The sequence below is a fragment of the Pseudohongiella spirulinae genome, from assembly GCF_001444425.1.
GTDB classification, from domain to species: domain Bacteria; phylum Pseudomonadota; class Gammaproteobacteria; order Pseudomonadales; family Pseudohongiellaceae; genus Pseudohongiella; species Pseudohongiella spirulinae.
The window spans coordinates 1,681,496-1,700,868 of record NZ_CP013189.1 but is presented as its reverse complement, the minus strand read 5'-3'; the positions used below and the strand labels follow the sequence as shown (position 1 = coordinate 1,700,868).

The window sequence follows — 19,373 nt, the reverse complement described above, 5'->3', positions numbered from 1 at the left end:
AGAGTGTAACCCGGATTAATCAAGGTGCCTGATGATGAAAATAGGAAGACTACCAGTTGTGATGTTGTTGCTGTTCAGCGCGGGTGCTATGGCCCAGCAAGTGACTGAAGACCAGGCGGTGGCATGGCTGCAGTCATTTGTCCGGATAGATACCGTCAATCCCCCTGGCAACGAATATCGGGCTGTGGAATTTTATAAGGCCATCTTTGATGCAGAGGGTATTGAATACCAGACCGCTGAAAGTGCACCTGGCCGGGGTAATATCTGGGCCCGACTGCCAGGTGGCGATGAGCCTGGCCTGATTTTGCTGCAGCATACGGACGTGGTGCCGGCTGATCGGGAATTCTGGTCATTTGATCCTCTGTCCGGCGATATCAGTGATGGATATATTTATGGACGAGGTACGCGGGATATGAAAGGGTTGGGCATTGCGCAACTGGTCACCTTTATAAACCTGCACCGTGCCGGCCTGCCGCTCAATCGGGACGTCATCTTTCTGGCTACAGCTGATGAAGAGGCTGGTGGGGAGTTCGGAGTCGGGTGGTTGATTGACAATCATCCAGAGATATTTGAGGGTGCCGGCATCCTGCTGAACGAAGGAGGCGGAGGCAGCCGGATTGAGGATGATGTCACTTTTGGTGTGGAGGTGACCCAGAAAGTGCCTGTCTGGCTGCGGCTTGAGGCCGTTGATGTGCCCGGCCATGGTTCAGCACCACGCACCAGCAGTGCTGTAACCCGGATTGTGCGGGCACTTAACACCATGCTGGAAAATCCCTTTCCGCCGCGTGTCATTGCACCGGTACAGGAGTACTTTGCGGGCCTGTCGCTGAACATGGGTCCAACCTGGCAAGCGGCATATGCTGATCTGAATTCCGCCATAAACGATCCGGACTTCCTGCAGCGTCTGCATGAACAAAGGCCTGGGCATCACGCATTGACGCGAGATACCTGTTCCATGACCCGTTTCGAGGCGTCCAATAAAATTAACGTGGTGCCGCCGACCGCCTGGGCAGAAATTGATTGCCGCATATTACCGGACAAACCGGCTGAGCAGTTTGTGAGCGAGCTTGAAGCGTTGATCGCTGATACTGGTGTGAGCGTGGAGGTCATCATGGCGTTTACGCCGGCTATCTCAACGACAAATTCCCGTCTATTTGAAGCGATTCGCAATGTGACTGCAGAGTTGCATCCGGGATCTCGCGTGCTGCCCTCGGTCAGTACTGGTTTTACGGATAGTCACTTTACCCGCGATCTGGGCATAATCAGTTATGGTTTTAACCCCATGATCACGGATGATGGCGAGCATACTGGTGTGCACGGTAACGACGAGCGCGTGCCGGAAGCGGTCTTCCGGCGCGGCGTCAGTGACTTTTATGCAGTTGTACGAAACGTGGTGTACGATTGATCGGGTATTTCAGAATGCGCCGGCAGGGCCCGGAAATACCACCGGGCTCTGGATACCGTCTTCAGAAATACTCGAAACGCCGAAGAAATAGTTGTCAATCACCACGTTCTGCAAGGTGAACTCCGATACGTCGCCGACCGTTCTGGCGTGTGTCCATTGCGGTTCGGTCGTCAGACGCCAGTGAACGCGATAGGCAGCGGCACCTTCCACCTTGTCCCAGCTTAAGGTTGTGTGCGGACTGACCTGACCACTGATGCTGACATTACGGGGCGGGGCGGGTGCCCAGGCCATTGATGCCAGCGTGACTGCATTCAGAGCCGTCAGTTTCGCCGCATAGTCGAAATCGACATGTTCCAGTACATCACCGTAAGCAATGCCGTTTTCAACACGAATATCCTGGTGTTGCCAGTTGTAATTCTCATTGGTCTCCATAATGCGGACGGCCGGAAAGCCGGCTTCGTTAAACGGTCGATGATGCCCGCCGCGACCAAAGCGATCAAGGCGATAGATCATCATGACATCCAGGTTAGGGATGTAGAGGTCAGCCATCTGATCAATATATCTGGCCAGATTACGGGAGGCTGAATCGACCTCGCCGCCCTGGAAACGCCGCAGACGAGCTTCATCTTCAGTCTCCACATAGCGTGTTCCTTCAGAAAATACCCGGGCTGTTGTGTTATCAATGACGCCGTTGATACCGCGGATATTGCCGATCATGTCGTTATTAATGACGGCCTGTACATGCCAGTTCTGGTCGCGGGCATAAGTGGCCAGTATGGCACCGCCGTTTAGCCCCTGTTCCTCTCCTGACAGTCCGGTATAAATAATGGAGCCGGGAAACTCGTATTGACTCAGGATACGCGCGGCCTCCAGTGTGCCGGCAAGACCTGAAGCGTTGTCGTTGGCGCCGGGGGCATCATCTGTTGAGTTCATGATGTCACTGACACGACTGTCAATGTCACCGCTCATTACCACAAAGCGGTTGGGGTTACGGGTGCCTCGCTGGATGGCGACGATATTCACTACTTCGGCTGAATCCGGGATGCGCGCCGTTCCTGATACGATGTCGCTTACCTCGATTACTTCCAGGCAGCCTCCACAATCAGCGGAGATGCGCTCGAATTCCGCTTTTAACCAGCGTCTGGCAGCACCTATACCGCGCGTATCAGAGTTGGTATCGGACAGCGTGTGACGGGTTCCAAAACCTGCCAGGGTAGTAATATCCTGCCTGAGTCTTTCGGCTGACGCTGAAGCGGCTATTTCGTGAAGTCGGGGGTCGTCCGCAGATGACACTGCAACCGGCATGGCGTATATCAGGAGTAAAAGGACGGCTGTACGAATCAGATTCATCGGTTATAGATCTCTGTATTGAGTTTGTTTTCGAGTTTAACACTGAAAACGGTCTTGTCGATTGGTGTCGGTATGCTATGCTATAACATAGTTTTGGAAATCCAATCGGAGTTGTTTGCTGATGCCCTATAAAAAATCACCACTCGCCATTATGATCTGCCTTGCCACTAGCGCGTCTTTCGCGCAATTCAGTGCGGCACAAGACAGTACCGTCCAACACGCTGACCACGATACAGAAGCTCATCACTACAGTGAAATCGAAGAGATCATCGTACGCGCGTTACCAATGAGCCGCACGCGTATGGAGTCTGCGCAACCTGTCGATGTATTGGCTGGTGAGCTGCTGGATGATCGGCGAGGAATGACGCTGGGTGAAACATTGCAGTCACAGCCAGGTGTACAGTCGAGTTTTTACGGCGCGGGAGCTGGCAGGCCTGTTATACGTGGTCTGGGGGGTCCCAGGGTCAGGGTACTGCAGGATGGTCTTTCTACAGCCGATACCTCAACGCAAAGCGATGACCATGCTGTCAGTGCCGATCCGCTACTGATCGATCAGATTGAAATCCTGCGTGGACCGGCGACGCTTCTGTACGGCTCCGCTGCGTCCGCGGGAGTAGTCAACCTGATAGACGGCCGTATTCCCGAGAGTCTGCCGGATGAACCTGTGAGCGGGCGCTTCGAACTGCGGGGCGACAGCATTGCTGAAGAGCGAAGTGGTGTGTTGAGATTGGACGGGGCGCGGGGCCAACTTGCGTGGCACCTGGATGGTTCCTGGCGTGATGCGGATGACTACCGTATACCGGGCATAGCCAGGCTGGAAGACCACGATGATCATGATGACGACCATGACGACCATGACGACCATGACGACCATGACGATCACGATGATCATGAGGAAATGACACCTGGTGGTCGCGTCGCCAACAGTTTTGTTGAATCACGCTCGGGCACCGGCGGTTTCAGTTGGATCGGTGAACGCGGATTCATCGGTGCGTCTCTCGGTACCTTCAGTTCGGAGTACGGTATCCCGGCGCCTCACGCGCATTTTGACGATGATCATGACGACGATCACGACGATCACGACGATCACGACGATCACGACGATCACGACGACCACGACGATCACGACGATGAGTTCGCCTATATTGATATGCTGCAACGCAACTGGGATATCAAAGCTGGCCTTGATAACCCCTTCCGAGGCGTTGAGAGACTGAATTTCCGCTATGGTCTCAGCGATTACGAGCATACAGAGATTGAATTATCAGGCCACGACGACCACGACGGTCACGACGACCACGACGACCACGACGACCACGACGGTCATGATCATGGCGGCACCGTTTTTGACGTCAAGACCTGGCAGGCTCGGCTCTTGCTGGAAACTTCCCCGTGGGCCGGATGGCAGGGTGCAGTAGGGCTGCAGGCCGAGCGTGAAAATTTTCAGGCTGAAGGGGCCGAGGCGTTTGTAGCCGACAGCCTGACGCGAACCTACGGCCTTTTTGTGCTGCAGGAAAGACGCTTCGACAACTTTACTCTGAGCCTGGGCGCTCGCTACGAAAACAGTCGTGTTTCCAATCTGGAAACTGCGATACACCATGCTGACGACGATCATGACGATGACCATGACCATGACCATGACCATGACCATGATCATGAGCTGGAAAGGCCGTTTGCTGACATACAGCACCATAAATTCAATAGTGTCTCAGTCAGTATCGGGGGGATATACGAATTCAATGATAATTGGCAAATGTCTGTCAATTTTGCACGTTCGCAGCGCGCTCCTGCGGCTGTAGAATTGCTTGCTGAAGGCCCGCATCTGGCGACATTCACCTATGAAGTGGGGAATGGTGGCCTGAACAAGGAGGTCAGCAAGGCTTGGGACGTGACTTTGCACAGACATAGCACGCAATTTGATTTTGAGGTCACGCTGTTCCGAAAGGATATACAGGACTTCATTTACCTTGCCGATAGCGGGCGCGAGATTGGTGGTTTCCCGGTAAGGCTTACCAGGCAGAATGACGCGGAGTTCAGCGGCGTTGAAGTGCAGGGTGTCTGGCAGTTGTTTACGAATGACCTGGGGCACTTCGAGCTACGCACCGCCTATGACCAGGTTAATGCCAGATTGAGTGATGGGTCGCGTCTGCCGCGTGTTTCGCCAGCCCGTTTCAGCGGTGGTCTGGATTGGCATCGTGATGCCTGGCGAGCCAGCCTTGAGGCTACCCGCGTCATGAAACAGGATAAGGTGCCAGTGATGGACGAGCCGGTGGCGGGGTATACCATGATAAACGCAAAACTGGCGAGGCAGTTTGAGCTGGGTGATGCGCAGTTTGAAGCCTTTATTCAGGGGCGCAATCTGGGCGACAGTGAAGCAAGGGTGGCAACATCATACCTGAAGAACTATGCGCCGCTGCCCGGACGGAATCTTGTGATGGGTATTCGCGGCCGATTCTGATTGTCCCTGATTATGCGGTCTGAGTTCCGCCGATTGCATCCGGATCCTGTTTCAGGATCCGGATTCTGCCCCAGGCAAAAAACAGGGTCATCAAGGGACTGATCAGGCAGAACAGCGCCCAGGGAGCATAGGCAAGCGTGGCAACGCCGAGGACACTGGCATGATAGGCACCGCAGGTATTCCACGGCACCAGAACAGAGGTGACGGTGCCAGTATCTTCCAGGGTTCGACTGAGGTTCTGGGGTGCCAGACCCTGCTTCTGATAGGCCCGGGTAAACATTCGACCGGGCACGACGATAGAGAGGTACTGATCCGAGGCTGACACGTTGGTCACCATGCAGGTAGCCCCGGTCGCGGTTACCAGGCCGGCATCACTTTTAACCCGACTGATCAGAGCGTGTGTGATACGGGCCAGAAATCCTGACGCTTCCATAGCGCCGCCAAACACCATGGCGGAAATAATCAACCATATTGTGAACAGCATACCTTCCATGCCACCGGTACTGAGCAGTTCATCAAGAATTGTATCGCCGGTGGCAATGGCCATGTCCCCGTAAACGGCCTGCATGACTATCTGATAGGTGTTGCCGGTACTGGCAGATAACTGCGCCATCAGATCCTGCTGTGCCAGCAGTGCGCATACGATGCCGGCTACAGCGCCAACAAACAGCGCAGGCAGGGCCGCCACTTTTTTGATGATCAGAAAGATGACGGCGGCCGGTACCAGCAGTAAAAGAATACTGACAGTGAATTTCTCCTGGATTATGGCCTGATAAGCTGCGGTTGTGCTGCTGTCGGCGGTGTCAGAACCCAACAAGAGTCCAATCACGGTATACAGGACCAGCGTGATCAGAATAGATGGGACAGCTGTCAGGCTGAGATAGCGGATATGAGTGAACAGATCGACATTGCTGACACCTGACGCCAGATTTGTAGTGTCCGACAGTGGTGACATTTTGTCGCCGAAGTACGCGCCCGAGATCAATGCCCCGGCGACGATGCCGGGATTGATGCCCATGGCATAACCGATGCTCATTAACGCCACACCCAACGTCGCTGAGGTCGACCAGGAACTGCCGATGACAACGGCGGCAATGGCCATGACAAGACAGGCGCTGGCGATAAAAAAGGTCGGGCTGAAAATCTGCAGCCCATAATAAATCATACTTGGCACGATGCCGCCGATCAGCCAGCTGCCTGTCAACGCGCCTACCATTAACAGGATGAGTATGGCAGGCGTTGCAGCCTTGATGTTGTCGATAATGTGATCCTGAATATCGACCCATTTGCGGCCACCGGCCAGACCCAGTGCGGCAGCCAGGGCAGCGCTGATAATGAGTGCGGTCTGGTTGGCTCCGCTGAGAGAGTCATCTCCGTAGACGGCAACGTTATAAGCAAGCAGTGTGAACAGAACAAGAAGCGGGACAATCGAAATGAGCAGGGAAGGCTCTGAGTGTTGGCTCTTCATACGGTGAATGATCCTCGGTTCGTCCCGAAAATTTGCACTTTAACATCAGTTGCGTCTTGTGACGAGACAGTTGCTGACATATGCTCGAAGCGTTTCTCATTTATCGCTTGTTTCACAGAGCCACAGGACAGTAACGGAGGTTTCAGGTATGAAATTCAGTCAAACGTCGCGCCGTGCCCTGTATCTGGGTATCAGCTGCGTACTGGGTACGCTCTCATCTCAGCTTGCAGCACAAACAAATTCAGAGGCGGTTGATTACAGTCAGGCGTCGAACTGGTTATGTCGGCCAGATAATCCGCGAGCCTGTGCGGTAGATATGAGTACGACAATAGTTAATGCAGATGGTCAGACACGCCTGGAACCCTGGTCGGATAATCCCTTGGCACCTGTGGATTGTTTTTATGTGTATCCCACAGTGTCTCAGGATGCCACCGCCAATAGTGACATGATCGCCGGTCCCGAAGAGTTCAATGTGGTACGTAGCCAGTTTGCAAGACTCGGCTCGCAGTGCAGGACCTTTGCGCCGCTTTACCGACAGATCACGCTGACGGCGCTGCGCGCTGGTATGAGCGGGCAGGGCAATCTGACGCCGGACCGGGAGCTCGGCTACAACGATGTGCTTAATGCCTGGAATTACTACCTTGAAAACCATAACGACGGCCGTGGGGTCGTGTTAATCGGACACTCACAAGGCGCGGGCGTGCTTAGTCGCCTGATAGCCAATGAGGTCGAGGGCAGCCCTGTTCAGGAGCAGATTATTTCTGCGATGATTCTAGGCAGCAATGTGCAGGTACCAGAAGGTGAGCTGGTCGGCGGTACCTTTAAAGAACTGCCGCTGTGTGAGCGGGGGGATCAGTTGGGTTGTGTAATTGCCTACGCCTCTTTCCGTTCTGACGTACCGCCGCCGCCGAGCGCTTTGTTTGGTCGTGGTGGACAGGGAACGGTAGCCGCCTGCACTAATCCAGCACAACTGGCGAAGGGCAGCAATGATTTGCATGCCTATTTAAGTAATGCCGCTGCCGAGGGTTTTTCGTCAACCGGGCCGTCACCCTGGACGACTAACGGAACAGCCATTCATACACCTTTTGTGTCAGTGCCGGGGTTATTGAGCGGCGAGTGTGTTAGCCGAAACGGCTTTAGTTACCTGGAAATTACGGTGAACGCCGATCCGGATGATAACCGGACCGACGTAATTGCCGGGGATGTGATGAATCCGGATGGCACTGTCAACGCTGGCTGGGGTTTGCATCTGATCGACGCCAACGTGGCCATGGGCGATCTGGAAACTATCGTCAAGCGGCAGGCGCAGGCCTACTCCAGGCGCTAAGCCGGTCGCTTACTGCGCAGATCGGTCAATCTCAACCTGGGCTGCCCGCAGATTATCTGATTGATAAGCTGCAGTCATTGGGCGGCCCAGCAACTGCGCCATGTCGACCAGAATGCGACCGCTTTCCTGCAGCAAGGGATCATCCTCTTCCTGCGCTTCTTCTTCGTTCTCAGTATCGTTGGCGGCTATTTCTGCACTTTCTGCATTCTCTTCTTCGGCCGCGAGTTCTTCCTCATCCTTCCAGACCTCCAGCGGCAGACCCTTGGCCTGCAGGCGCTGGTTGTTAGCCTCGAACTCGGCACGGCGGTCAGCTTCACGCTGAGCTTTCAGCAAATCCTTGTTAAGTGGAATTGAAGTACGCTGACGAACCTCGATCATGCGCTGCACAGCGTCGTTGAGGTAGACAAAATCAGGGTCTTCAGCAGCGCGTTCCTGGTGACGGGCCTGCAGTTCGGGCAGTATTTCACGCAGTGGCAGATAGTTGCGATATTCAACGGGGCGCACAGTATCCCAGGGCAGGGCGCCATCCAGATTACTTTCACCCATGGTTTCTATCGCCTGATAGCGATCCGGAAACTCGATGTCTGGCAATACGCCACGATGCTGTGTGCTCGCACCGGAGATACGGTAGAACTTGGAGCGGGTCAATTTTACCTGACCATAGTTCATCGGGATGATTTCCTGCACAGTGCCTTTGCCGAATGTCTGGCCGCCCAGCACTATGCCTCGTTGATAGTCCTGAATTGCTCCGGCGAAAATTTCTGATGCCGATGCACTGGCGCGGTTGACCAGCACGGCGAGCGGGCCGTCATAGACAATTTCCTGGTCGGCATCGCCATATGAGCGCACAAAACCATTACGCTGACCTGAGTAGCGAATCTGTACAGTGGGACCGGTATCGATAAACAGTCCCACCAACTCATTGGCTTCGTTCAGGGATCCACCCCCGTTGTAGCGCAGGTCGACAACCACTGCCTCGACGCCATCCTGTTTGAGTTCCTCGAGCAGTGCGCGCACGTCGCGGGCAGAGCTGCGATAGTTGGGCAGTCCGGCCGCGGCGGCTTCGAAATCAAAGTAGAACGAGGGCAGGGTGATCACACCTACCTGGTAAACATCAGCTTCGACCTCAACTTCAATGATTTCACTGCGGGCAAACTGTTCAGACAGCTCAACGGTGTCACGGACAATTCGTATTTCGCGGGCGGCGGCTTCACTGGTCGCTTCGGCCGGAATCACACTCAGCCGCACCAGAGTGCCTTTTTCACCGCGAATCTGGTCCACTACGTCATCGAGCCGCAAGCCAATAACGTCCTGCATTTCGCCGTCTTCACCCTGGCCTATGCCGATGATGCGGTCTCCGGCACGCAGTTCGCCAGCCTGTTCAGCGGGGCCGCCTTTTATGAGTTCGGCAACCTTGGTGTATTCATCTTCTGAAGTCAGTTGTGCGCCGATTCCCTGCAGAGACCCACGCAGTCCCATATTGAAGTTTTCTGAGTCCCGCGGCGAGAAGTAGCTGGTATGCGGATCAACGGTGCGCGCAACGGTGGCCAGAAAAGCCTGGAATACGTCGCGGTCGTTGGTCTTGGCGACCTGGCTCAACTGATTACGATAGCGTTTGCTCAACCGTTCTTCGATCAGGTCGGGTTCCATGCCGGTCAGCGTCAGGCTCAGCGCGCTGTTTTTGATTCGTTGACGCCATAGATCATCGAGTTGCTCCGGAGTGCTTGCCCATGGTGCTTCGTCGCGATCAATTTCCAGGTATTCGTCAATCGTGAAATCCAGGCCGGCCAGCTCTTTTTCGACAAAGTTGACTGTCCAGACAAGTCTTTCCAGAACCCGTTTGTGATAAATGTTGTAGATATCGTAGGCAGGCTGCAGGTTGCCATTTTTCAGGGCGTCATCAAGGGTTTCCCGATAGCCGATCAGTGCGTCTATATCTTCCTGCAGGAAGTAGAGTTTCTGGCTGTCCAGGCCGTCCAGGAAATTGTCGAACACTCTCTCGGCAAATTGATTGTCAAAACTGACAGTTGAATAATGTTTGGTTTCCAGCTCACGGAGTAATTCGATGGCGGTGCGACCGTAGATAACCTGCGGCGCCATCTGCTCATACAGTGCTTCAATATTCAGTTCGTCGGGCAGGACGATGTCGGGGGTGCCTGGTTCCTGGGCAACGGCTGCGGCCATGGGCAGCAGGCTGGCAAAGGTCAGAACTTTTAGCAGACGGGTACCCGTGTGCCATGTGTGTCGGAGTGAACTTCTGATCACATCGCTCGCTACAGTGTTCAACATCTTACCTCGCCTTACTTAATACGTTTATGCTCACCTTGATATTACGATTGGCCCGTTTCTGTCAAGGCGGGCCATGTAATTAAACGTCACGGCACCAGCAGCTGATACTTTTCGACTCATTTTGCGAGCGTTTCAGGGCTTTACGCGCTTGTTGCGGGCGCTCGCATGCCGTTCGGTTCGCTCAACATCAATATAGCGGTCGGTGATGGCACTTGAACCATGGCCGGCGTCATCACGCACGTGTTCCCGGGGGCGATATTTCACATCTTCCGAAATGCCCGTATGTCGAAGCCAGTGTACCGTCGCTTCAGACAGCCGTTGCGCCTCATCTATAGACCCTTCCTGGCGCAACTTTGCTTCAGCCCGATCAAAACATTTTTGCACAATGCCCCGAATTTGCCGCGTACTGGTGATGCCGCCTTTGCCGCGAGTCTTGTGAATCAGCGGTGCTGACTCGCCGGGTGACGGTAAAGGCGTCATCTGCCGGGACTGCCGATAACGGCGCAGAGCATTCAGCATGTCATCGCTGACCGAAATTTCTCGCTCTTTGTTGCCTTTGCCAACGGTGAGAAACCACCAGTTTCCTTCAAGGTCGCGCTGAAAATGTCCCATTTGCGGAATCCAGCGCTCTGTTTCCGTCAGTTCCGAGATGCGCAGGTACATGCCATAAAGCGCGCACATGATGAAGAGGGTGCGTTCGTGCGTGACCGGGTCTTCCTCCGCCATTTCCTCGGCTGTTTCAATGACAACATCCCATTGCAAAGGAGAAAGCCGACGGATTTTGTTCTGAGCCTGGCGTTTGCGCAAAAATTTGCCTTTCTGTCGCAGGCGTGCAATGGGGTTGGCCGATACAAAATTTTCCTGCACCAGGTAATTGAAAAAACTACCCAGTACCGCAAACAGGGCCTGTAATGCTGATTGGGAAAGACTGTATTCCTTGCCGGCCGGGGCGAGATAAGGACGCCAGTCGGGATTGCATTGGCGTTCACCGTCCTGCTCGATAAATCGCGGCACCTGACGAGAACCTATCCAGTTTTGAGGAGGCTGTCTGGCGAATTCGGCATAGGCTTCAATGTCGTCACGCTCAACCTTGGGCAGATTTTTTTCGGCTACCAGCCAAAGCCATTGCAGAAAGTGCTCCAGCTCGCGTCTATAGGACGCGAATGTATCGGGGCTTCCTCGGTAGCTGTAAAGAAATTCACAGGCGAATTGGTAGTCTTTATCGGCACCAGACGGTGATCTTTCCGATAGGGCGAAGGGAAGCCGCGCGGGCGTGCGAAAAGGGTTGGGCAGGTTTTCCAGGGTGTCAAACAACGCAGCCGGCGCTTTCTTGGAATAATTTTTCACATTAATAATTGCTTATATCTTTTTGAATTTTATATTTGTAAGTGAATGCTAACTTGAGTAGCTTACCATTCGACTACGTTTGCGGTTATGCTATTCTCATAAGCTTGAGATGGAAAGCCATGATGCCAGAAAATATTCAGTCACTGATGCAAAGTCTGCTCGAAAATGTGCGCACCACGGACTATTGGTGGCAGATATTGGCCCTGGCAACCGCAGTGGCGGTGTCAGCCATTGTCAATAGGCGTCTCCAGCAGTTGCTGCAGGCGCGCAGCGAATCCAGTATCGGACTGCGGCATATTGCTGTAAGAAGTCTGCAGCGCCTGTTGTGGCCGCTGGTGGCTTTAGCGCTGGTGCTGCCGGCCAGGGCAGTACTGCATCGATACGAGCTGCCTTCTGTCGTGCTGGATGTTGCTTCTCCTGTGTTGACTGCTTTGGCCGTGGTGAGATTCAGCGTTTACCTGATGCGCAAGGCATTTACGCAAAATGCGTTGTTGCGCTCTTCTGAAAACATTCTGGCAATTTCTATCTGGCTGGTGGTTATTTTTCATTTGCTGGGTTGGTTGAATCCTGTACTGGCCATGCTTGATAGCATCGCCATTACCCTTGGCGAGTCACGTGTGTCTGTATTATCGGCGCTCAACTTGCTGCTAATTGTGGCTTTTGCCTTCATTGTCGCGTTGTGGCTGGCTGAGGTGGTAAATCGGCAGGTCCAGCGCATGCCGGGGGTGACGCCCAGCTTTAAAGTGGGGGTGAGCAAATTCAGCCGTTTCCTGTTGATAACGCTGGCATTTCTCCTGGCTTTGAATGCGGTTGGCATCAATCTGAGTTCATTAGCCATTTTTGGCGGGGCATTGGGGGTTGGTCTGGGGTTTGGTCTGCAGCGCATTGCCTCCAATTTTATAAGCGGTTTTATTCTGGTGCTCGATCGCTCCATCAAGCCGGGTGATGTCATTACGGTCGGTGACAAGTTTGGCTGGGTACAGGAACTGAATGCGCGTTACATCGTGGTTCGTAACCGAGAAGGGGTGGACACCCTTATACCGAACGAGAATCTGATTACTTCCGAGGTAATCAACTGGAGTTATGCTGATCCCAATGTGCGCCTGACAATTGCTGTGCAAATAAGCTACGACGATGACCCGGAAGAGGCAATGGCGCTTATGCTGGAGTGTGCCAAAGCCTCGCCCAGAGTCTTAGCGGAACCCCCTCCCTCCGTAAGGCTTACCCAATTTGCAGACAGCGGTATTGAGCTCCAGTTGCGGGTGTGGATTGCCGATGCGAACAACGGCTTTGCTCCGGTCAAGTCTGATGTCAACCTGGCGATCTGGCGGGCGTTCAAGCAAGCCGACATTACTATTCCATATCCGCAGCGGGATCTGCATATCAGAAGCGCCTCCGCCGATGTTCTGGGCAATCTGAAGCGACCTGAATAGTTTATTTTCCGCATTAGTGTTGCTATAGGTAACACGTTACCCTAAAATTGCGCTCATTCTTTGTACCAACCAGACGGTAAACTGATGAGCGAATCACGTCATAAATCTCGTGACAACATCCTGGATGCGGCACAGCGGGTCGCAGGCAAAGTGGGCGCAGGTAATCTCACCCTCGACAAAGTGGCCTGCGAATGCGGCATGAGCAAAGGCGGGCTGTTGTACAACTTCCCCAACAAAGATGCCCTGCTGGCCGCCATGCTGGATCGCCTGCTGGAGCAGCACCAGCAGATTCTGGCGACAGAAGAGCGCATGCTTGGTGATGAGCCGAATCGTTGTCTGAAAGCAATACTGCGTTCTATGGCCTGTCATCAAATGGCCGATCCTGAAGTTTACTTATCCTTGCTGGCCGCCGCATCTCAGCAGCCTGAGCTGTTGGCGCCGGTTCGCGAGGCCCTGGCGGCTCATTACGAGCGGCTGACTAACGAATCCTCAGACCCGCAATTGGCGGTGCTTTTGTGGCTTGCAGCCGAAGGCTTGATGTTTCATGACATTCTGAATATCGCTCCTTACAGCAAGTCTGAAAAAAACAAATTGTTTCAACGTCTTTTTGAAATTTCCGGAGAAGTATCATGAGCAGTATCATGAGAAATCAACTGTGCCGTGCAGGCAGTTTGCTCACCCTGTTGTTGCTGGTTGTGCAGTTGTCAGCCTGCCAGGAATCGACTGCCGAACAGCAGCCCGATGAAGGTTTGCGAACCGTTCGCCTGGAAACTGTAGGCACAGGTCCGTCAGAGGGGCAGCGCCGTTTTGTTGGCCGGGTTGATGCGTTAAGAACCGTTGATCTGTCTTTTCAGGTGGGCGGACGTATTCTGAATATGCCGGTTCAACAGGGAGCCATCGTACCCGCTGGCGGTCTGATGGCCGAACTGGACAAAGCGGACTATGACAGAGCTGTTCGTGAAGCTCAGGTCGCTCTTGATCTGGCTGAGCTTGACCATGATCGAAGCAGTCAGATGCTGGAGCGGGGTGCCATCCCGCAGGCGAGCTATGACAGGAGTCTGGCTGACCTGGAAATGCGTCGACTGGCGCTGGATGCGGCACAGCGTAATCTGGGTTATGCATCGATCGAAGCGCCTTTTGATGCCCTGGTCACGCGGCGGCTGGTGGATGCTTTTACCCAGGTGCAGGCTGGAGCCCGTGTGGTGCGAGTCCAGGATGTTACTGAATTGCGTGTTCATATTGCCGTACCTGAAACGCTGATGAGCATGCTTCAGACGCCTGAGCGCTTTGATGTGACTGCAGAAGTCGCTGCTTATCCGGGCAAAACCTTTACTTTGTCCTATCGCGAACATGCGACAGAGGCTGACCCGGTGACCCAGACCTACCAGATCAGTTTTGGATTGCCTCGTGCAGAGGCGCCCCAGCTGCTGCCTGGTATGACCGCGACAGTCACAGTCAAGTCCCGGGCTGGTTCGCTGCCGGCATCAATAACCGTGCCGGCATCAGCGCTTGATACTGAGGCAGATGGATCTTTTCGTGTCTGGATTTATGACCCTGCGACGCAGCAGGTTAACCCCCGTCGGGTGCTCACCGGCGCACTGGGTTCGCAGCGCGTTCTGATCGAGTCCGGGTTGCAGCCAGGTGAGCAGATTGTCACTGCCGGTGCACACCTGTTGCGACCGCAGATGCGTGTTACACCTTACCGATCAGAGCGCTGAAAAAAAGGTCAACAGACATGGATTTTGCTCGTTATGCCATTGATAAGCCAGTTAATACCTGGCTTTTGATAATCATTCTGGTGCTAGGCGGTTGGTGGGGAATTAACACCGTCGGTCGTTTGGAGGATCCGGCGTTCACGCTTAAACAGGCTGTTGTAGTCACACCTTATCCGGGAGCTTCGGCGATTGAGGTTGAACAGGAGGTGACCGAACATCTCGAATCCGCTATTCAGCAGCTGGGACAACTCAAACGCATCACCTCCAAGTCAGTACCCGGTCGATCCGAAATTACCGTTGAAATCCAGGACACCTATACCGGACAACAAATACCGCAAATATGGGATGAACTGCGGCGAAAAGTAGGCGATTTTCAACGAAATCTTCCTGAAGGTGCCGGCCCGACGATGGTGAATGATGACTTCAGCGATGTTTTTGGTATTTTCTACGCCGTAACCGCTGACGGATTCAGTATTCGCGAGATAAGGGATATCGCGCGCTTTCTGCGCCGCCAGCTGTTGACCGTTGACGGGGTGGCAAAAATTGAAATTCGCGGCTTGCCGGAAGAGGCCATTTACGTTGATCTACCCAATGAAAAACTGATCAGTTCAGGTTTGCCGCTGTCTCAGGTGATCAGCAGCATTCAGTCAGAGAACGCGGTGCAAAGTGCCGGGGCGGCCAGAATCGGAGATCTCAATGTACGCATCAGTAATGAGCCGGGTCTGGACAGTGTTGCCAATATTGAAGCCTTGCGTATAGGGCGGGCGGGCAGTACCGAGCAGATAAGCCTGGTGGATATGGCCACGGTTAGTCGCGAGGCCGTAGAAATTCCGGATCATGAGATTCGCTACGATGGTGAGCGCGCATTCACGCTGGCTGTAGCCGGCGTTGCCGATGCCAATATCGTAGAAGTGGGCAGGGCGGTCAGCCGCGCACTTGACGATCTGCGCGAACAAATACCACTGGGTGTTGAGCTGCATCCAATTTATGAACAACACGAAGTGGTGGATGAGGCGATCAACGATTTCATCGTTAATCTGGCGACCTCTGTGGCCATTGTGATCGGTGTGCTGTGCCTGTTCATGGGCTGGCGAGTTGGACTTGTTGTGGGACTGACATTGCTGCTGACAGTGCTCGGCACGGTCTTCATGATGCGTATCTTCAATATCGAGATGGAACGTATTTCCCTGGGTGCGCTGATCATTGCCATGGGTATGCTGGTGGATAATGCCATCGTGATAGCCGAAGGTATGCTCATTAATATGCAACGCGGCATGAAAGCTCACAAGGCCGCCAGTGATGCCGCGGCCCGCACTCAATGGCCGCTGCTGGGGGCCACTTTAATTGGCATTATGGCATTTTCCGGTATCGGTCTGTCACAGGATACAACCGGTGAGTTCCTGTTCTCGCTGTTTGCGGTAATCGGCATGTCGCTGCTGCTGAGCTGGGTGCTGGCGGTAACTGTCACTCCCCTGTTTGGCGAATACCTGCTTAAAGTAAGAGGCGGCACGGCAGGAGAAGACCCTTATAAGGGTTTGTTTTATCAGTTATATCGACAGGTATTGCAGGGCGGCTTGAGAGCCCGGACACTAACCGTCAGCGGGCTGATTCTGATTACCGTTGTCAGCTTTTGGAGCTTTGGCTTTGTCAAGCAGGCTTTCTTTCCTGACTCCAATACGCCGATGTTCTTTGTGGATTACCGCCTTGCGCAGGGTAGCGATATTCGGGCAGTTGCTCGCGACATAGAGCAGATTGATGAATATGTAATGAGCTTGCCTGGGGTCGAGAGTGTTGCCAGTTTCATCGGGCAGGGTGCATCACGCTTCATGCTGACTTATGAACCGCAGCAACCCGACAGCGCTTATGCACAAATGATCATCCGTACACAGGACCGTTCCCGGATTGATGCTCTGGCGGAGCGTTTGAGGCTGGAATTGGGGGCAAGTTATCCAGCCGCCGATATACAGACGCGACGTATCGTTTTCGGACCCGGCGGAGGCGCAAAGATTGAGGCCCGGTTCGCTGGTGAGGATCCTCGCGAGCTGCGTCGCCTGGCTGATCAGGTTCTGGAAGTGTTTGCTGCCAACGACAAACTGATCGACCTGCGCCATAACTGGTACCAGCGGGAACTGATCATCGCACCACAATTCAATGAAGAACGCGCCCGTATAGCTGGTGTGGCGCGCAGCGAGCTGGCTCAGACACTGGAATTTGCCACAACAGGTGTACAGGCAGGTACATACCGTGAATCTGATGAGCAGATACCGATTATTATTCGCCCGCCTGATGCAGAACGGCTCAATGTTGAGCGAATTCAGGAGCGTCTGATCTGGAGTGCCGGCGAGCAGCGTTACGTACCAATTACTCAGGTTGTGGATCAGTTTGCAACGCAGGCAGAAGACACGCTGATCATGCGACGGGACAGGGCGCGCACGATTACCGTGCAGGCAGAGCCTCGCCCTGGCGCAACCGCCGATGAAGTCCTGCGCGAAATTCGTAGCGCTGTTGAAGCAATCCCGTTACCGCCAGGGTACTCCATGAGCTGGGGTGGTGAGTTTGAGGCCTCGGCGGAAGCGCAACAATCGCTGGGCGCTCAATTACCGCTAAGCTTTGTTGTCATGCTCATCATTTCGGTCCTGATTTTTGGCAAGGTTCGCCAGCCATTGATTATCTGGCTTGTTGTGCCGATGTCATTGGTGGGTGTGGTGGCCGGATTGCTGCTAAGCGATTTGCCGTTCAGTTTTACTGCCTTGCTGGGCTTCCTGAGTCTTTCGGGTATGCTTATGAAAAACGCGATCGTGCTGGTGGATGAAATTGACGAGCAACTGCGTGAAGGCAAAGCAGGTGCCCCGGCTATTATTGATGCCTCGGTAAGCCGTCTTCGACCGGTTTTTCTTGCCGCAGCGACCACAATATTGGGTATGATTCCACTGTTGGGAGATGCGTTTTTTGCCAGCATGGCAGTCACTATAATGGGCGGATTGGCATTTGCATCCGTATTAACCCTGGTGGCAGTGCCGGTTCTATATGCATTGCTGTTCAGAATAAAATTTAGCGGGTAATTTTATGTCTATGAATTATAAAAGAATAAGTGCAGCGCTTGTGCTTTGTGTTAGTAGCGGTCTGGCTGCAGTCAGCACTCAGGCACAGGAAGCGACATTGTCTGACGTTCTCAATTTTCGTCAGTATAGTGATAATTTTGCCAGTGCAGGCCAGCCCAGCATTGAACAGTTTTCGCAGATACGTGATGCAGGCTTCGAGCGCGTGATTTATATCGCATTCAGCAATAATCAGAATGCTGTACCCAATGCCGATCAGGTCGTGAAAAGTCTGGGCATGGACTATGTGCACATCCCGGTGGACTGGAATAATCCGACGGCGCGTGATTTTTATACATTCGCCGATGCCATGCAGCGCAGTCCTGATCAGAAGACCTTGCTGCATTGCCAGGTCAATGCCCGGGCGACGGCGTTCAGCTTCCTTTATCGTGTGATTTATGAAGATGTGCCTGTGGCAGCGGCCAAAGCTGATATGAATTCAGTGTGGCAGCCCAATGAAACCTGGCGTGATCTTATTTTCCAGCTTCTGGCTGAAAACAATATTTCACCGGAATGCGAAGGGTGTGACTGGACACCATCGAACCTGGGTAATTGATCTACTATTTCCGGTAATCTTTATTATTAACAATAGGTTGCCGATATTATTTACTTTAAGGGCTGGAATGATAAAAGAGGCCGGATCCATATAGGTGGGTCTAAAAATCCCCCCGGGCCAGCGTTTAAGTTTGAGTCCTTGTGCGGGTGCCACTTCGCAACGCTTGATGTTCTTCCAGTTCAAAATCCTGCACTGGAAAGCCTCTGCCAGACCTGTCAGTCGGTTTTTCGCAAATTACCTGCCGGGTCTGCTGTGCCTTTAACTGTGACCCCCAAGTTACTATAGAGTAACTTGGGGGTTTGCCCGCCCGGCATAGAGGGCGGTTTTCTGATGTCCCGATGGTGCGGTGCTAGTGATACCGCACCAAATTCTCAAAATGAGACAAATACGACGTCATGATTGACTGGCTGTTTTTTGCCTTGTCGTCAAGGCTCCGCACAGGGGGCCTCTCAGTCTGTATTTTTCTTGAGTACTGGATCAAAATTACCTGCAGACCAGACGATCTTCGGCAATATCCGGCCTTTCTCTGTGTTCAGCATGGCTTGTGCGCTTTTTGCCATGCAATAGTGGTCTATTACATCAATCAGCACAGCCTGGCTGTGATCATCCAGCAAAGCGGCACGCTCCAGGGTGGTAGCCATAAGCCCTGACAGCCCAATGGTGGCCTGATCCTGTAAAAGACTGTTTGGTGAGCACTCCAGCGCGTTTAGTAGCTTGTAGACCGTCGAGAGTTTCGGGTCAGCACTGTCACTTGTCTCCATGGTTGAGATGTGGCCGTGTTTGATCCCTGTCATATCTGCCAGCTCTGCCTGTGTCAGATTCTTTTCCCTTCTGAGTCTTCTTAGGTTCTCCCCGAAAGACATAATTTCCCCCTTTTTGTGGTTAGCCTTTCACTGTAGGGCGAATCATATACCCCTGTTTGGTAAT

13 protein-coding genes are annotated in these 19,373 nt (G+C 53.5%); 8 read left to right on the top strand and 5 right to left on the bottom strand.

Features of this window, described 5'->3' with window-relative positions:
- Nucleotides 1–34: 34 nt before the first annotated feature.
- A complete protein-coding gene (locus PS2015_RS07675; RefSeq protein WP_058021657.1) occupies nucleotides 35–1,405 on the top strand; it encodes a M20/M25/M40 family metallo-hydrolase in 1,371 nt (456 codons plus the stop codon).
- 9 nt (nucleotides 1,406–1,414) lie between these two features.
- Here the strand turns inward: PS2015_RS07675 and PS2015_RS07670 are convergent, their stop codons facing one another.
- The gene (locus tag PS2015_RS07670) at nucleotides 1,415–2,755 is read right to left on the bottom strand and encodes a M28 family metallopeptidase (protein ID WP_082628035.1); all 1,341 of its coding nucleotides are present in this window, start codon (nucleotides 2,753–2,755) and stop codon (nucleotides 1,415–1,417) included.
- 121 nt (nucleotides 2,756–2,876) lie between these two features.
- Here PS2015_RS07670 and PS2015_RS07665 point away from each other — a divergent pair, with 121 nt between their 5' ends.
- Nucleotides 2,877–5,213 (top strand): TonB-dependent receptor, encoded by a 2,337-nt coding sequence (locus tag PS2015_RS07665; RefSeq protein WP_082628034.1) that lies wholly within the window; start codon nucleotides 2,877–2,879, stop codon nucleotides 5,211–5,213.
- 10 nt (nucleotides 5,214–5,223) lie between these two features.
- On the opposite strand, the gene nhaC is transcribed toward PS2015_RS07665, so the two are convergent.
- Nucleotides 5,224–6,681, bottom strand: coding sequence for a Na+/H+ antiporter NhaC (gene nhaC, locus PS2015_RS07660; protein WP_058021655.1), 1,458 nt, complete (start codon nucleotides 6,679–6,681; stop codon nucleotides 5,224–5,226).
- Between the two features lie 148 nt (nucleotides 6,682–6,829).
- Between nhaC and PS2015_RS07655 the strand changes: the two genes are divergently transcribed.
- Nucleotides 6,830–8,008: a DUF3089 domain-containing protein gene (locus PS2015_RS07655; protein WP_058021654.1), complete on the top strand. Its 1,179-nt coding sequence runs from the start codon at nucleotides 6,830–6,832 to the stop codon at nucleotides 8,006–8,008.
- A 9-nt stretch (nucleotides 8,009–8,017) separates the two neighbouring features.
- Here the strand turns inward: PS2015_RS07655 and PS2015_RS07650 are convergent, their stop codons facing one another.
- Together PS2015_RS07650 and PS2015_RS07645 are read right to left on the bottom strand one after the other, a co-directional pair.
- Nucleotides 8,018–10,297 carry a carboxy terminal-processing peptidase gene (locus PS2015_RS07650; RefSeq protein ID WP_058021653.1) on the bottom strand — a complete coding sequence of 760 codons (2,280 nt, stop codon included), beginning with the start codon at nucleotides 10,295–10,297 and terminating at the stop codon, nucleotides 8,018–8,020.
- Nucleotides 10,298–10,429: 132 nt separating this feature from the next.
- On the bottom strand, nucleotides 10,430–11,644 hold the full coding sequence (locus PS2015_RS07645) for a tyrosine-type recombinase/integrase (RefSeq protein ID WP_156412687.1): 1,215 nt from the start codon (nucleotides 11,642–11,644) through the stop codon (nucleotides 10,430–10,432).
- 119 nt (nucleotides 11,645–11,763) lie between these two features.
- Between PS2015_RS07645 and PS2015_RS07640 the strand changes: the two genes are divergently transcribed.
- From PS2015_RS07640 to PS2015_RS07620, 5 genes are all read left to right on the top strand, one after another.
- Nucleotides 11,764–13,077, top strand: a complete 1,314-nt coding sequence (locus PS2015_RS07640; RefSeq protein WP_237113294.1) for a mechanosensitive ion channel family protein — start codon at nucleotides 11,764–11,766, stop codon at nucleotides 13,075–13,077.
- An 84-nt stretch (nucleotides 13,078–13,161) separates the two neighbouring features.
- Nucleotides 13,162–13,710, top strand: a complete 549-nt coding sequence (locus PS2015_RS07635; RefSeq protein WP_058021650.1) for a TetR/AcrR family transcriptional regulator — start codon at nucleotides 13,162–13,164, stop codon at nucleotides 13,708–13,710.
- Entirely contained in the window at nucleotides 13,707–14,795 is a 1,089-nt protein-coding gene (locus tag PS2015_RS07630) for an efflux RND transporter periplasmic adaptor subunit (protein WP_058021649.1), read from the top strand. The genes PS2015_RS07635 and PS2015_RS07630 overlap by 4 nt, the downstream gene beginning before the upstream one ends.
- A gap of 17 nt (nucleotides 14,796–14,812) precedes the next feature.
- Complete coding sequence (locus PS2015_RS07625) at nucleotides 14,813–17,854, top strand: efflux RND transporter permease subunit (protein WP_058021648.1); 3,042 nt, start codon at nucleotides 14,813–14,815, stop codon at nucleotides 17,852–17,854.
- Nucleotides 17,855–17,864: 10 nt separating this feature from the next.
- On the top strand, nucleotides 17,865–18,446 hold the full coding sequence (locus tag PS2015_RS07620) for a protein tyrosine phosphatase family protein (protein ID WP_058021647.1): 582 nt from the start codon (nucleotides 17,865–17,867) through the stop codon (nucleotides 18,444–18,446).
- A 449-nt stretch (nucleotides 18,447–18,895) separates the two neighbouring features.
- Here PS2015_RS07620 and PS2015_RS07615 read toward each other — a convergent pair whose 3' ends face one another.
- A complete protein-coding gene (locus PS2015_RS07615; RefSeq protein ID WP_058021646.1) occupies nucleotides 18,896–19,309 on the bottom strand; it encodes a helix-turn-helix domain-containing protein in 414 nt (137 codons plus the stop codon).
- Nucleotides 19,310–19,373 lie beyond the last annotated feature (64 nt).